Source organism: Micromonospora sp. NPDC049203, from assembly GCF_043197215.1.
Classification (GTDB): domain Bacteria; phylum Actinomycetota; class Actinomycetes; order Mycobacteriales; family Micromonosporaceae; genus Micromonospora.
The window spans coordinates 40,076-53,719 of the sequence record NZ_JBICSV010000007.1; the positions used below are offsets into that span (position 1 = coordinate 40,076).

Below are 13,644 nucleotides of genomic sequence, written 5' to 3' on the forward strand. Positions count from 1 at the left end.
ACGCTTGGAGGGTCGCACTGTTGATCGAAGGAGAACGGTGACAGTTTCCGAACGCGCGCACGAGCTGGCGATGGCCGCCGCCCAGGCCGCGGCCGACAAGAAGGCACAGGACATCGTCATCATCGACGTGGGCGACCAGCTCGCGATCACCGACGCGTTCCTGCTGGCCGCCGCTCCGAACGAGCGTCAGGTGCTCGCCATCGTCGACGCCATCGAGGAGCGCCTGCTGGAGCTGCCGGAGAAGGCCAAGCCGGTGCGCCGCGAGGGCGAGCGCGGTGGCCGCTGGGTGCTGCTCGACTACGTCGACATCGTGGTGCACGTCCAGCACACCGAGGAGCGCGAGTTCTACGCGCTGGACCGGCTCTGGAAGGACTGCCCGCAGATCCCGTTCACCGATCGCGACCTGGCCGACTCGGCCGCCGGCACCGCCACCGCCACCGCCACCGCCACCGCCGAATGACCCGCCTGATCATCTGGCGGCACGGCAACACCGACTGGAACGCCGGCAACCGCGTCCAGGGCCAGACCGACGTACCGCTCAACGACCTCGGCCGGGAGCAGGCCCGGGCCGCCGCGCCGGTGCTCGCCGCGCTGCGCCCGGACGCGATCGTCGCCAGCGACCTGCGCCGGGCCGCCGACACCGCCGCCGCGCTGGCGGCGCTGACCGGGCTGCCGGTCCGCTCCGACGCCCGGCTGCGCGAACGGCACTTCGGCCAGTGGCAGGGCCTCACCCTGACCGAGGTGGCCGAGCGGTTCCCCGACGAGTACGCGCGCTGGCGGGCCGGCGACCCGGACCCCGGCGCCGGCATCGAACCCCTGGACGACCTGGGCGCCCGGCTCGGCGCCGGATTCCAGGACGCGGCCGATCTGGCCACCGGCGGCACCGTCGTGGTGACCACGCACGGCGGCGGCGCCCGGCAGGGCGTCGGGCACCTGCTCGGCTGGGACCACGCGGTGCTGCGCAGCCTCGGCTCGCTGGCCAACTGCCACTGGTCCGAGCTGCGCCACGACGACGTCCGGGGCTGGCACCTGCGCGCGCACAACGTCGGCCTGATCACCCAGCCGGCGCTCACCGACGCGTTCTGACACCTCCGGCCCCGGCACGTCACAGCGCCATCGGCTAGCGTGCCGGGCATGCCCGTCGCGGTCGTCACCGACTCCACCGCCTACCTGCCCCCCGACCTGGCCCGCGCCCGCGGCCTCACGGTCGTCCCGCTGACCGTCGTGCTCAACGGCGCGGAAGGGCTGGAGGGCGTCGAGACCTCGCCCGCCGACGCCACCCGCGCGCTGGGCGCGCGGCGGGTCTCGGTGAGCACGTCCCGGCCCGCGCCGGAACAGTTCGCGCAGGTCTACCGCAGGCTGCTCGCCGAGGGCGCCGACGGCGTGGTGTCCGTGCACCTGTCCGCCGAGCTGTCCGGCACGGTCGAGGCCGCCCGGCTGGCCGCCGCCGAGGTCGGCGACGACAAGGTCACCGTGGTCGACAGCCGATCCACAGGCATGGGCCTCGGCTTCCCGGCGCTCGCGGCCGCCGCGGCCGCCGCGCGGGGCGCCGACCTGACCGGGGTACGCGACGCGGCGCTGGACGCCGTCGCCCGGACCACCATCTACTTCTACGTCGACACGCTGGAGTTCCTGCGGCGGGGCGGCCGGATCAACGCGGCCGAGGCACTGCTCGGCACCGCCCTCTCGGTCAAGCCGATCATGCACATGCCGGACGGCGCGATCGTGGTCAAGGACAAGGTCCGTACCGCCAGCCGGGGTGTGGCGCGCCTGGTCGACCTCGCCGTCGAGGCGGCAGACGACGCCGAGGTGGACCTCGCGGTGCACCACCTCGCCGCGCCGCAGCGGGCCGAACATCTGCTGACCGCGCTGACCGAGCGGCTGGGCGACCGCCTGCACGACACGTACGTCACCGAGGCCGGAGCGGTGGTCGCCGCCCACGCCGGGCCGGGGCTGGCATGCGTGGTGATCCACCGCCGCACGCCCTAGGGTGGCCGGATGAGCCCACTGTCGTACGTCGTCACCGGCGGCGGGCGCGGCGTCGGGCGGGCCGTCGTGGAACGGCTCGCCGCCGACGGCGGAACCGTGGTCGTGGTCGAGCGGGACACCAGCGCGCTGGACTGGCTGGCCCGGCATCCGCTCGCCGACCGGCTGCACGCGGTGACCGGCGACGCCGGCGACGAGGCGGTCACCGACCGGGCCGCCGACCGCGCCGAGGCGCACGCGCCGCTGGGCGGCTGGGTCAACAACGCCGCCGTCTTCCGCGACGCCGACCTGCACCGCGCGCCCGCGAGCGAGGTCGTCGACCTGATCGCGCTCAACCTGCGCCCCGCCGTGGCCGGGGCCGGCACCGCCGTACGCCGGTTCCTGGCCGCCCGCACCGGCGGCGCGATCGTCAACGTCTCCTCCCACCAGGCACGCCGGGCGGTGCCCGGTGCGCTGCCGTACGCGACGGCGAAGGCCGCGCTGGAAGGGCTGACCCGGGCGCTGGCAGTCGACTACGGTCCCCGGGGGATCCGCGCCAACGCGGTGGCGCTCGGCTCCGTCCACACCGAACGGCACGCCGCCTACCTGGCCGGACTCGACCCCGGTGGAGGCGGCGCACGTCGACGCGGAGATGGCCCGGCTGCACCCGGTCGGCCGGATCGGCCGCACCGACGAGGTGGCCGAGGTGGTCGCGTTCCTGCTCTCCGAACGCGCCTCGTTCGTCAACGGCGCTACGGTGCCGGTCGACGGTGGACGGGCCGCGCTCGGGCTGGACCCGGAGGCACGGCCGGCGTGACCCGCTGATCTGCCGGGCGCCGTGCCTAGCACGGCCACTGCTTGATCGGGTGCCTGTCCACAGCGCATCGGTCGTCCACAGGTGAGCGTTCACCGGCCGATGCGGGACGAACGATCGCCGTACCGTCCCGAGCCGTGCCAGACGACGAGGAGACGACGGTACGGCGGCGGCTCGCCCGGCTGTTCGGGTTCGCGGACGCCGCTGGTGTTCCGCCGATCCCCGCCGACCGCGTGGGCGGGTCGGGCCGGGCGGAGCGGTCCTCGCGGCGGCCGGGGCTGTCCCCGTCCGGACCCGACCGCGAGCCCGGGCCCGGCCGCGAGCCCGGACCCGAGGAAGCCGGGCCGTTCTTCGAGCCTGGGCCCGGGGAAGCCGGGCCGTTCTTCGAGCCCGGGCCCGAGGAAGCCGGGCGGGTCTTCGAGCCCGGGCCCGAGGCGGCCGGGCCGGTCTTCTTCGCGGCCGGGGCCGGCTCCGGGTCCGCCCCCGGCGGCGCCTGGCCCGATCTCCCTGCTCGGCCCGGGCGTGCGCCGGGCGGGATCGAGCCGGGTTTCGGCCTGCGCCGTGGCTTCCCGGAGCACGACAGCGGGCGGGAGCATCCGTTCGGGACGGAGCCGGCCTCCGGCGATCCGGACGACGACGGAATCCACGACGCCCCGGCGACCGGGCGCGGCCTGTCCCGGCTGCCCGGCCCCGGTGCGTTCGATCCCGGTCGCCGGGGCGTCCGCGCGCTCGCGGCGGTGGCGGCAGTGGTGGTCGTGGCGGCAGCCGTCTGGGCGTGGCGCTCGCGTCCGAGCGCCGAAGCCGTCCAGCCGGTCGCGGCGTCCGCCGAGGCGCCGGTGACCGAAGCGGTTTCCGGGGCACCCGTGCCCGCGGGCTCATCCGGTCAGGTGGTGGTCGCTTTGGCCGGGAAGGTCCGGCGGCCCGGCCTGGTCCGTCTCCCGGCCGGCGCGCGAGTCGCCGACGCGATCGAGGCGGCGGGCGGTGCGTTGCCCGGCGTCGACACCGCCCTGCTCAATCCCGCCCGCAAGGTCACCGACGGGGAGCTGATCCTGGTCGGCGTCACCGCCCCGCCCGGCCAGGCCGCGCCCGGCCCGGCGGCGGGCGGCGGTGGAGCGCCGGGCGGCCCGGCGGCACCGGCCGGACCGGTCAACCTGAACACCGCCACCCTGGCCCAGCTCGACGCGCTGCCGGGCGTCGGTCCGGTGCTCGCCCAGCGGATCCTCGACCACCGGGACCGCAACGGCGGGTTCCGGTCCGTGTCCGACCTGCGCCAGGTCGACGGCATCGGCGACGCCCGGTACGAGCAGCTCAAGGAACTGGTGACGGTGTGAACGGCCGGCGCCAGCCGTCCTCGGACCTGGATCGCCCCAACTTCGCCGGTGCGGGCACCACCGAACGAGCCGGTGCCCGCGTGACGGGTATGGAGCGGGCGCGATCCGGCGCCGCGGCGAGCGGCGAGCGCGGCCGAGGCATTCCCGCGAGCTCCTTCACCGTCGACGGGGAGTCGGCGGGTCGCGACGCTCCCGACCTGCGGCTGGCCGGGCTGGCGGTGGCGGCGTGGCTCGCCGCGCTGGCCGGGCTGCACCTCAGCCTCGGGGTGACGGTGTGGGTGGCCGCCGTCGCCGCCACGCTCGCCCTGCTCGCGGGCCTGCACCTGGGAGGTGTGCTGGGCCGGCCGGGTGTGGCGGCCCGCCGCTACGGCTGGATCGCGGTCGCCGTGCTGCTCGGCGTGCTCTGCGGGGCGGCGGCCACCGGCGCCCGCGTCGTGGTCCGCGACGCCGCTCCGGTCCGCGCGCTCATCGCCGACCGTGCCCAGGTCACCGCCGAGCTGGTGCTGCGCGACGATCCCCGCCCGGTACGCGGTGCGCCCGGGCGGCAACCGATGCTGCTGGTCCGCGTGGATCTGATCCGGCTCACCGGGCCCGACGGCGCGCGCGTCACCGGCCCGGTACGCGCCCTGGTGCTCGCCACCGACCCGGCCTGGCGTCCACTGCTCCCCGGGCAGCGGGTCACCAGCCGGGGACGGCTGTCCGCGCCGCGCGGCGGCGACCTGACCGCCGCCGTGCTCTCCACCACCGGCCCGCCCACGCCGCGCGGCGCGGCGTCGTGGCCGCAACGGGCCGCGGGCGTGCTGCGGACCGGGCTGCAACGGGCCTGCGAGCCGCTACCCGACGCGCCGGGCGGGCTGCTGCCCGGCCTGGTGGTGGGCGACACCAGCCGGCTGCTGCCGGAGGTGGAGGAGGACTTCCGGGCCACCGGGATGACCCACCTCAACGCCGTGTCCGGGTCGAACGTGGCGATCGTCGTCGGGGCGGTGCTGCTGCTGGCCCGCTGGGCCCGCGCCGGCCCGCGTACCGCCGCCGTGCTCTGCGTACTCGCGCTCGTCGGGTTCGTCATCCTGGTGCGGCCGTCGCCGAGCGTGGTGCGCGCCGCCGCGATGGGCGCGATCGGGCTCGCCGCGCTCGCCGCCGGGCGGTCCCGGTCGGCGCTGCCGGCGCTCGCCACCGCTGTCACCGGCCTGATCCTGTACGACCCGGACCTCGCCGGCGACCCGGGCTTCGCGTTGTCGGTGTGTGCCACCGGGGGACTGCTGCTGCTCGCGCCCGGGTGGCGGGACGCGCTGCGGCGCCGGGGCGTACCGGCCGGGCTGGCCGAGGCGCTCGCGGTGCCGGCCGCCGCGCAACTGGCCTGCGGCCCGGTCATCGCCGGGCTGTCCGCGACGGTGAGCCTGGTGGCGGTGCCGGCGAACCTGCTCGCGGTGCCCGCCGTCGCGCCGGCCACCGTGCTCGGGGTGCTGGCGGCGGTGCTGTCACCGCTGTGGCCGGGCGGCGCGGAGTTCCTGGCCTGGCTGGCGAGCTGGCCGGCGCGCTGGCTGGTGGCGGTCGCCGCATACGGGGCGGACCTGCCCGCCGGGAACCTCCCGTGGGCGGGCGGGGTGGCCGGCGCCCTGCTGCTGGCGGCGGTGAGCGTGGCGCTGCTGCTCGGCTTCCGGCGACGCCGGGCGCGGCGGCTGATCGCTGTCGTCGCGGTCGCTGTGGTGCTCGGTGCGGTGCCGATCCGGCTGCTCGCCTCCGGCTGGCCGCCGCGCGGCTGGGTGGTGGTGGCGTGCGCGGTGGGGCAGGGGGACGCCGTGGTGCTGCCGGTCGCCCCCGGCCGGGCCGTCGTGGTCGACGCCGGCCCGGAGCCGTCCGGCGTGGACGCCTGCCTGCGCCGCCTTGGCGTACGCGAGGTGCCGCTGCTGGTGGTCAGTCACTTCCACGTCGACCACGTCGGCGGCGTGGCCGGAGTGTTCCGGGGCCGGCGGGTGGGCGCGGTGGTGGGTCCGTCCTGGTCCGAGCCGCCCTACGGCGCCGCCCAGGTACGCGAGGCGGCCCGCCGGGCCGGTGCGCCGCTCGCCTCGGTGCGGGCGGGCTGGCGGTGGCGGGCGGGTGCGGTGGACCTGGCAGCTGTCGGTCCGCCGTATCCGCTGCGGGGCAGCCGGTCCGATCCGAACAACAACTCGCTGGTGCTGGCCGCCACAGTGGGCGGGGTACGGATCCTGCTCACCGGTGACGCCGAGACCGAGGAGCAGCGGGCGATGCTGGAGACGACGCCGGCCGCCGCGATCCGGGCGGACGTGCTGAAGGTCGCCCACCACGGGTCGGCGTACCAGGCGCCGGAGTTCCTGGCCGCGGTGCGTCCGGCGGTGGCGCTGGTGTGCGTAGGCGTCGACAACGACTACGGGCATCCGAACGCGGGGCTGCTGGACCGGCTGACCCGGGGTGGCGCCCGGGTGCTGCGCACCGACGTCGACGGGGACGTCGCCGCGGTCCGGGCGGGCGACGGTCTCGTGGTGGTGAGGCGCGGCCGCGAGTCCGAACCGTCACGATGAACGGGGATCTTGTGGCGGTAGGCGGTAGATCAAGGCAAATGTCTGGATTTGCGCTGTGTGCGGGCTGTGCCGTCACAGTCCCCGATGAGCGGGCCCGGCAGGGTCGGAGGGCGTGCGAGTATGGGCGACGTGACCCCCGCCGACCTGCCTCCTATTGTGCTCGTCCTCGGCGACGAGGAGCTGCTCGCCACGCGAGCGGTCACCGAAGCCGTCGCCCGGGCCCGCGAGGTCGACCCCGACGTGGACGTGCGGGAATACCAGGCCGGCACGCTCACTGTCGGCGAGATCGCCGAGATGCTCAGCCCGTCGCTGTTCGGCGGTCGCCGGGTGCTCGTGCTCCGCTCCGGCCAGGACGCCCGCAAGGACCTGTCCACCGCGCTGCTGGCGTACGCGAAGAACCCCGACCCGGACGTGCAACTGGTGGTGCTGCACCTGGGCGGGGCCAAGGGCAAGGCGTTCGCCGACGGCCTGCGTGCGGCGGGTGCCACAGTGGTGCCGGCGGTCAAGCTCAAGGGCGACCGGGAGCGGGCCGCCTTCGTGCGGGACGAGATCCGCCGCATCGGCGGCAAGTGCTCGCCCGACGCGGCCGACGCCCTGGTCGCCGCAGTCGGCAACGACATGCGCGAGCTGGCCGCCGCCTGCTCGCAACTGGTCGCCGACACCGACGGGCGCATCGGCGCCGACACGGTCGCCCGGTACTACCGGGGCCGGGCCGAGGTGACCGGCTTCACCGTCGCCGACGCGACGATGGTCGGTGACGTGCCAGGCGCGCTGGAGGCGCTGCGGTGGGCGCTGCACGTCGGCGTCGACCCGGTGCCGATCGCCGACGCGCTGGCCGACGGCGTACGGACCGTGGCCCGGGTCGCCGCCGCCGGCCGGGGTAACGCGTTCCAACTGGCCAAGACGCTCGGCATGCCGGCGTGGAAGATCGAGAAGGCTCAGGTACGCGCCCGGGGCTGGACGCCGGAGGGTCTGGTCGAGGCGATGCGGGTGGCCGCCGAGTGCAACGCGGCGGTGAAGGGCGGCGCCGACGACCGCGCGTACGCGCTGGAGCGGGCCGTGTTCTCGGTGGCCGCGGCCCGGCAGGGCGGCGCCCGGTGACCCGAGCGTGGTCGACGGTGGCCACGGACGAGGAGCGGTACCGACCGCTCTACGCCCGGGTGCTCGGACTGCGCTTCATCAACCCGGGTGGGGTGCTCTGTTTCCTCTTCTTCGAGGGCGCGATGGCGCTGGCCGTCCTGCTCGCGCTCGCGGAGCTGGTGAGCTGGTGGGCGGTGGTGGTGCTGCCGATCGCGGTGGCCGCAATGGTCAAGCTCAACGACGTGGTGGCCGAGGTGGTCGTCCGCACCGCGGCGCAGGTGCCGGAGCAGGAGCGGGACCGCTTCCGCCGGCAGATGGAGCCGGTGATCGGGCGGGCCCGGGTGCCGGCCAGCGCCCGCGCGATGCCGGTCGCCGGCTCCCGGGGCGTCCGCTACCACCACCCGCAACAGTCGACGTTCCACCACCCAGGCGAGCGGTAGCACGCGTCGCCCGTGAGCACGCCGCAGATCTTGGTACGAAACGGCCCCTGTGGGGGCCACCTCGTACCAAGATCTCGCGCTGGTGTGCCGGCGCGATCAGGGGAGGGCGGACGGCCGGAAGCCCCGTGGGCACGATGGCCCCGGGGCTTCCGGTGTGATCTGTAGCGCTGGTCAGGCGGAGAACGAGGCGACGCGCTTGGCGATCGCCGACTTCCGGTTGGCCGCCTGGTTCAAGTGGATGACACCCTTGCTGGCAGCCTTGTCCAGCTTGCGGGTGGCCTCACGCATGAGCACGGTGGCCTTCTCGGTGTCGCCCGCCTCGGCAGCCTCGTGGAACTTCCGGATGGCGGTCTTCAGCGACGACTTGACCGACTTGTTACGCAGCCGGCGCTTCTCGTTCTGCCGGTTGCGCTTGATCTGGGACTTGATGTTCGCCACGCGACAGCCTCGTCTTGATAGCTCGGGTTGGTCTGCTTTCGCGCACGACGAGCATGCGTCATCGCCGCGCGAAAAGCCAGGCTACCAGGTCGGCCCCGGACGAGCCAAAACGCCTCCGCCCGGCCCTTCCGGCACCGCCACCATCCTGCCCTCGCGGCCAGGGATCACGCCAGGCCGGACCGGTTCCCGGGCTGGGCGCGGGAGACGTCCCCGCCCTCCCGGCGAAGCGGTGTGGATCAAGAGGTGGGACGAGCCCAGGACCAGCCCCGCCGCTCGGCCAGCCAGCCGAGCGCCTGCTCCCCGCTCCAGCGCTGGTGGGCGCGCAGGTGCGGGGAGCCGTTCGGCGGCCCGGCCGCGGCGCCGGTCAGGTAGTAGCCGGCCAGCGCGGCGAGCGTCACGTCCAGCGCGTCGCCGGGCGCTCCGGCCGCCGCCGGGTGACCGGCGAACGCGGCGTCCGCGTCCAGGCCGCTGGCGTACGCGGTGAGCAGCAGCCCGGCCAGGTCGAACCAGGCCGGTCCGTGGCAGAGCCAGGGCCAGTCGCACAGCCAGGCCCGTCCCTCGGGGCCGATCAGGAGGTTGTCCACCCGCAGGTCGCCGTGGGCGAGCCCGGGGGCGGCGTCGGCGTACGTGGGCAGGCGCGACTCCAGCGCGACCAGCTCGGCCAGCGGGGCGCCGGCGGCCGGCTCGGGCAGCGGCTCGCGCCCGGCGGTCACCTCGCCCCACCAGAGGATGTCGTCGCGGGCCAGGTCGGCGAGGCGGGGGAGCCGGAGCGCGGCCAGCTCCGCGGGCGGGTCGGCGAGCGCGGCGGCCACTTCGGCGTACGTGGCGAGGGCGGCGTCCAGCTCGGCCGGCGCCCAGGGCAACCGGGGGGTGTGCCCGTCGATCGCGTCGAGCGCGAGCGCGTACCAGCCGGACTCGGTGAGGGCCCAGCGCGGCCGGGGCACCGGCAGCCCGGCCGGGAGCCGGGCCAGGACCGCCGCCTCGTGGGCGTACCAGTCGACCAGGTGCCGTTGCCCGTGCAGCGCCGCCGCCTTGACGAACACGCGCTCCCCGGCGGGGCCGGTCAGCACGGCGGTGAAGCCGCTGGTGAACCCGCCGGCCGCCACCCGTACCGCCGCCGGTGGACCGCCGATCCGGGCGGCCAGCGCGTCGCGCAGCCCGGCCGGCAGGTCGGGCCAGCCGGGCCGGACGGCTGTCGACCCGTACGGAACCGGCGGTAGGGAGATCGCGCGCACCGCACCATGCTGCCGCACCGGCGGCGCGCGTCGGGCCGGTGCGTCGGTGGGCTCTGCCAGACTGCCCACCATGAGGACCGACGAGTTCTGGCAGTTGATCGACGACGCCCGCGCCGGTGCCGGGGGAGAGCCCGACGCGGTGGCCGCCCGGGCGGTCGCGCTGCTGGCCGAGCGCGACCCGGAGGAGATCGTCGGCTACGCCCACCACCAGCGGCGGGTGCTCGCCGCCTCCTACAAGGTCGACCTGTGGGGTGCGGCCTACCTGATCAACGGGGGCGCCTCGGACGACGGCTTCGAGTACTTCCGGGGCTGGCTGATGACGCAGGGGCGGACGGTGTTCGCCAAGGCGGTCGGCGACCCGGACGCGCTGGCCGGGCTGCCGCAGGTGCGGGCCGCCGCGCTCAGCGGCGAGGAGTTCGAGTGCGAGCAGATGCTGGCGGTGCCGTGGGACGCGTACCGGAAGGCCACCGCGTCCGACCTGCCGGCCGAGCGCGACCCGGTCCCGGTGCCCGACCTGAACGACTTCTGGGACTTCGACGACGAGGAGGAGGCCCGCCGCCGGCTGCCGAGGCTGGCCGCCCTGTTCGTCGAGCCACCTGTGGAATAGCCGTGGAGTGAAGGGGGAGTCCGGGCGCGTCCCGGAGGACGTGGGACCATGGAGCGGGCCGGCGGCGCGCCGGCCCGCTCACGTCAGCCGACCAGAACGGACCGCTGTGCCACCGACGCTCGATCCCGGCGCGAACGCTCCTGGTGCCACCGACCCGGCGCGCATCCGGAACTTCTGCATCATCGCCCACATCGACCACGGGAAGTCGACCCTGGCCGACCGGATGTTGCAGCTCACCGGTGTGGTCGACCCCCGGCAGATGCGCGCGCAGTACCTGGACCGGATGGACATCGAGCGCGAGCGCGGCATCACCATCAAGAGCCAGGCCGTGCGGATGCCGTGGACGATCCGTGAGGGCGACCGGGCCGGCGAGGCCGCCGTGCTCAACATGATCGACACCCCGGGGCACGTCGACTTCACCTACGAGGTGTCCCGTTCGCTGGCCGCCTGCGAGGGCGCGCTCCTGCTCGTCGACGCCGCGCAGGGCATCGAGGCGCAGACCCTGGCGAACCTCTACCTGGCGCTCGAGAACGACCTGCGCATCATTCCGGTGCTCAACAAGATCGATCTGCCGGCCGCCCAGCCCGAGAAGTACGCCGAGGAGCTGGCCCACCTGATCGGCGGCGACCCGTCGGACTGCATCCGGGTCTCCGGCAAGACCGGCGACGGTGTGCCCTACCTGCTGGACGAGATCGTCCGGCAGTTCGTGCCGCCGGTGGGTGAGGCCCAGTCACCGGCCCGCGCGATGATCTTCGACTCGGTGTACGACGTCTACCGGGGCGTGGTCACGTACGTCCGGGTGATCGACGGCCGGATCTCGGCCCGGGACCGGATCAAGATGATGTCCACCGGCGCGGTGCACGAGCTGCTGGAGATCGGCGTCATCTCGCCGGAGATGGTCAAGGCCGACGCGCTCGGCGTCGGCGAGGTGGGTTACCTGATCACCGGCGTGAAGGACGTGCGCCAGTCCCGGGTCGGTGACACGGTCACCATCAACGGCAATCCGGCCAAGGAGGCCCTCGGCGGCTACAAGGACCCGAAGCCGATGGTCTACTCGGGGCTCTACCCGATCGACGGCTCGGACTACCCGAACCTGCGCGAGGCGCTGGACAAGCTCAAGCTCAACGACGCCGCGCTGGTCTACGAGCCGGAGACCTCCGGCGCGCTGGGCTTCGGCTTCCGCTGCGGCTTCCTCGGCCTGCTGCACCTGGAGATCATCCGGGAGCGGCTGGAGCGCGAGTTCAACCTCGACCTCATCTCCACCGCCCCGAACGTGGTCTACCGCGCCATCCAGGAGGACGGCGAGGAGATCGTGGTCACCAACCCGAGCGAGTACCCGACCGGCAAGATCGCCGAGGTGTACGAGCCGACGGTGCGGGCCACGGTGCTGACCCCGAACGACTACGTCGGCGCGGTGATGGAGCTGTGCCAGGGCCGCCGGGGCAGCCTGCTCGGCATGGACTACCTCTCCGCCGACCGGGTGGAGCTGCGTTACACGCTGCCGCTGGCCGAGATCATCTTCGACTTCTTCGACCAGCTCAAGAGCCGTACCAAGGGCTATGCCTCGCTCGACTACGAGCCCTCCGGCGAGCAGGCGTCCGACCTGGTGAAGGTGGACATCCTGCTGCACGGCGAGCCGGTCGACGCGTTCAGCGCGATCGTGCACAAGGACAAGGCGTACACGTACGGGACGACGATCGCGGCGAAGCTGCGCACGCTGATCCCGCGCCAGCAGTTCGAGGTGCCGATCCAGGCGGCGATCGGCAGCCGGGTGATCGCCCGGGAGACCATCCGCGCGATCCGCAAGGACGTGCTCGCCAAGTGCTACGGCGGTGACATCAGCCGTAAGCGCAAGCTGCTGGAGAAGCAGAAGGAGGGCAAGAAGCGGATGAAGATGGTGGGCCGGGTGGAGGTCCCCCAGGAGGCGTTCATCGCGGCGCTGTCGTCCGACTCCGGCGACGGCAAGCCCGCCGGCAAGAAGTAGCCGTCAGAGCCCACGAACCGGCCGGCGTCCTCTCCTGCGAGGGTGCCGGCCGGTCGCGTACCCAGGGAATTTTCAGCTTGTGGCAGCGCTCCCACCTGCGGATTCGGCCAGGCCGGGGGAGCGGCGGTCGATGCGGCCGGTTTCGGTTTTCGATGCGTCGGGCACTTAGCGGGCACGACAGCAAACGCACAGAACGTGCGAAATCGTTTAGGAGGACCGACCGTGGAGTTCACCGTCTGGGGCATCATCACCGCGCTCGTCGTGGGTCTGATCGTCGGCGCGCTGGGCCGGCTGGTCGTGCCGGGCCGGCAGAACATGCCGATGTGGCTGCACATGGTGATCGGCGTCGGCGCCGCGCTGCTGGGTACCGTCCTGGCCCGCGCGCTCGGCATCGCCACGCAGACCGCCGGCATCGACTGGGCCGAGCTGGCCGTGCAGGTCGTGCTCGCCGCCATCGGTGTGGCCCTGGTGGCCGGCGTCGGCCGCCGCCGCAGCGTCTCGCGTTACTGATCGACGCACCACGCGCCTCGACGGGCGCCCGGCCGCACCGGCCGGGCGCCCGTCGGCGCATTCGGCGCATTGAACCCTGTCGGTGCGCCGGGCCCGCCCGCCGCGCCGGGTTTCGGGGCGAAGTGGCAGGTCAGGGTACGTCTGAACAATTCGTCACCGGAGTCGGTTTGGATTTCCGGGCGGTCGGGAACTTAGCGATCACGACAGTAACCACACAGGAATGTGTGACCCGATCTTAAGGAGGAGGGCGACCATGGAGCTCACCGTTTGGGGCATCATCACGGCGCTGGTCGTTGGTCTGATCGTCGGCGCGCTGGGCCGGCTGGTCGTGCCGGGCCGTCAGAACATGCCGATCTGGCTGCACATGCTGATCGGTGTCGGCGCCGCGCTTCTGGGCACGATCGTGGCCCGGGCCTCCGGCTTCGCCGAGACCGCCGGTATCGACTGGCGCGAGCTGATGCTGCAGGTGCTGTTCGCCGCGATCGGCGTGGCCCTGGTGGCCGGCGTCGGCCGTCGCCGCGGCGTCTCGCGCTACTGACCCCGCACCCCGCGCCTCGACGGGCGCCCGGCCTCACCGGCCGGGCGCCCGTCGGCGTATGCGGGGGCTCCGAACAGCCCGGTCGGCATCGATGTCGGCCGGGCTCCGGCTGCGATACGGTCGCCTGTGCCCTCCGTCACGCACACCCCCTGTTGTAAAGGA

At 74.3% G+C, this 13,644-nt stretch carries 14 protein-coding genes and 1 pseudogene; 13 read left to right on the top strand and 2 right to left on the bottom strand.

Annotated elements, in window-relative coordinates:
• Positions 1–37: 37 nt before the first annotated feature.
• From rsfS to ACGFIA_RS19855, 9 genes and pseudogenes are all read left to right on the top strand, one after another.
• Positions 38–460: a ribosome silencing factor gene (gene rsfS, locus ACGFIA_RS19815; RefSeq protein WP_393261328.1), complete on the top strand. Its 423-nt coding sequence runs from the start codon at positions 38–40 to the stop codon at positions 458–460.
• Entirely contained in the window at positions 457–1,086 is a 630-nt protein-coding gene (locus ACGFIA_RS19820) for a histidine phosphatase family protein (protein WP_357388443.1), read from the top strand. The genes rsfS and ACGFIA_RS19820 overlap by 4 nt, the downstream gene beginning before the upstream one ends.
• Before the next feature lie 48 nt (positions 1,087–1,134).
• Positions 1,135–1,989, top strand: a complete 855-nt coding sequence (locus tag ACGFIA_RS19825) for a DegV family protein (RefSeq protein ID WP_357388445.1) — start codon at positions 1,135–1,137, stop codon at positions 1,987–1,989.
• Between the two features lie 9 nt (positions 1,990–1,998).
• Positions 1,999–2,505: pseudogene (locus ACGFIA_RS19830) on the top strand (SDR family NAD(P)-dependent oxidoreductase); the annotation flags it as partial.
• A 112-nt stretch (positions 2,506–2,617) separates the two neighbouring features.
• Positions 2,618–2,782, top strand: coding sequence for an SDR family oxidoreductase (locus ACGFIA_RS19835; protein ID WP_393261579.1), 165 nt, complete (start codon positions 2,618–2,620; stop codon positions 2,780–2,782).
• A gap of 533 nt (positions 2,783–3,315) precedes the next feature.
• Complete coding sequence (locus ACGFIA_RS19840; protein WP_357388523.1) at positions 3,316–4,110, top strand: ComEA family DNA-binding protein; 795 nt, start codon at positions 3,316–3,318, stop codon at positions 4,108–4,110.
• An 89-nt stretch (positions 4,111–4,199) separates the two neighbouring features.
• Positions 4,200–6,650 (top strand): ComEC/Rec2 family competence protein, encoded by a 2,451-nt coding sequence (locus tag ACGFIA_RS19845; protein WP_393261582.1) that lies wholly within the window; start codon positions 4,200–4,202, stop codon positions 6,648–6,650.
• Positions 6,651–6,770: 120 nt separating this feature from the next.
• Positions 6,771–7,751 carry a DNA polymerase III subunit delta gene (gene holA, locus ACGFIA_RS19850; protein ID WP_357388449.1) on the top strand — a complete coding sequence of 327 codons (981 nt, stop codon included), beginning with the start codon at positions 6,771–6,773 and terminating at the stop codon, positions 7,749–7,751.
• The gene (locus ACGFIA_RS19855) at positions 7,748–8,170 is read left to right on the top strand and encodes a hypothetical protein (protein WP_393261332.1); all 423 of its coding nucleotides are present in this window, start codon (positions 7,748–7,750) and stop codon (positions 8,168–8,170) included. The genes holA and ACGFIA_RS19855 overlap by 4 nt, the downstream gene beginning before the upstream one ends.
• 171 nt (positions 8,171–8,341) lie before the next feature.
• Here ACGFIA_RS19855 and rpsT read toward each other — a convergent pair whose 3' ends face one another.
• Both rpsT and ACGFIA_RS19865 read right to left on the bottom strand, forming a co-directional pair.
• Positions 8,342–8,608 (bottom strand): 30S ribosomal protein S20, encoded by a 267-nt coding sequence (gene rpsT / locus ACGFIA_RS19860; RefSeq protein WP_357388453.1) that lies wholly within the window; start codon positions 8,606–8,608, stop codon positions 8,342–8,344.
• Between the two features lie 236 nt (positions 8,609–8,844).
• Complete coding sequence (locus ACGFIA_RS19865) at positions 8,845–9,915, bottom strand: phosphotransferase family protein (RefSeq protein WP_393261335.1); 1,071 nt, start codon at positions 9,913–9,915, stop codon at positions 8,845–8,847.
• Here ACGFIA_RS19865 and ACGFIA_RS19870 point away from each other — a divergent pair.
• From ACGFIA_RS19870 to ACGFIA_RS19885, 4 genes are all read left to right on the top strand, one after another.
• Positions 9,914–10,450, top strand: a complete 537-nt coding sequence (locus ACGFIA_RS19870) for a DUF4240 domain-containing protein (protein ID WP_357388457.1) — start codon at positions 9,914–9,916, stop codon at positions 10,448–10,450. The two genes, ACGFIA_RS19865 and ACGFIA_RS19870, sit on opposite strands and share 2 nt — an antisense overlap.
• Before the next feature lie 106 nt (positions 10,451–10,556).
• On the top strand, positions 10,557–12,434 hold the full coding sequence (gene lepA / locus ACGFIA_RS19875) for a translation elongation factor 4 (protein ID WP_357388459.1): 1,878 nt from the start codon (positions 10,557–10,559) through the stop codon (positions 12,432–12,434).
• 222 nt (positions 12,435–12,656) lie between these two features.
• Positions 12,657–12,944: a GlsB/YeaQ/YmgE family stress response membrane protein gene (locus ACGFIA_RS19880; RefSeq protein ID WP_116507974.1), complete on the top strand. Its 288-nt coding sequence runs from the start codon at positions 12,657–12,659 to the stop codon at positions 12,942–12,944.
• A gap of 253 nt (positions 12,945–13,197) precedes the next feature.
• On the top strand, positions 13,198–13,482 hold the full coding sequence (locus ACGFIA_RS19885) for a GlsB/YeaQ/YmgE family stress response membrane protein (protein WP_013287983.1): 285 nt from the start codon (positions 13,198–13,200) through the stop codon (positions 13,480–13,482).
• Positions 13,483–13,644: the final 162 nt, after the last annotated feature.

Bases quoted from the DNA above. Each gene is read 5' to 3' on its own strand.
- ACGFIA_RS19820 (WP_357388443.1), top strand. From the start codon at position 457: ATGACCCGCCTGATCATCTGGCGGCACGGCAACACCGACTGGAACGCC.
- ACGFIA_RS19825 (WP_357388445.1), top strand. From the start codon at position 1,135: ATGCCCGTCGCGGTCGTCACCGACTCCACCGCCTACCTGCCCCCCGAC.
- ACGFIA_RS19835 (WP_393261579.1), top strand. From the start codon at position 2,618: ATGGCCCGGCTGCACCCGGTCGGCCGGATCGGCCGCACCGACGAGGTG.
- ACGFIA_RS19845 (WP_393261582.1), top strand. From the start codon at position 4,200: ATGGAGCGGGCGCGATCCGGCGCCGCGGCGAGCGGCGAGCGCGGCCGA.
- holA (WP_357388449.1), top strand. From the start codon at position 6,771: ATGGGCGACGTGACCCCCGCCGACCTGCCTCCTATTGTGCTCGTCCTC.
- ACGFIA_RS19870 (WP_357388457.1), top strand. From the start codon at position 9,914: ATGAGGACCGACGAGTTCTGGCAGTTGATCGACGACGCCCGCGCCGGT.
- ACGFIA_RS19865 (WP_393261335.1), bottom strand. From the start codon at position 9,915: ATGGTGGGCAGTCTGGCAGAGCCCACCGACGCACCGGCCCGACGCGCG.
- ACGFIA_RS19885 (WP_013287983.1), top strand. From the start codon at position 13,198: ATGGAGCTCACCGTTTGGGGCATCATCACGGCGCTGGTCGTTGGTCTG.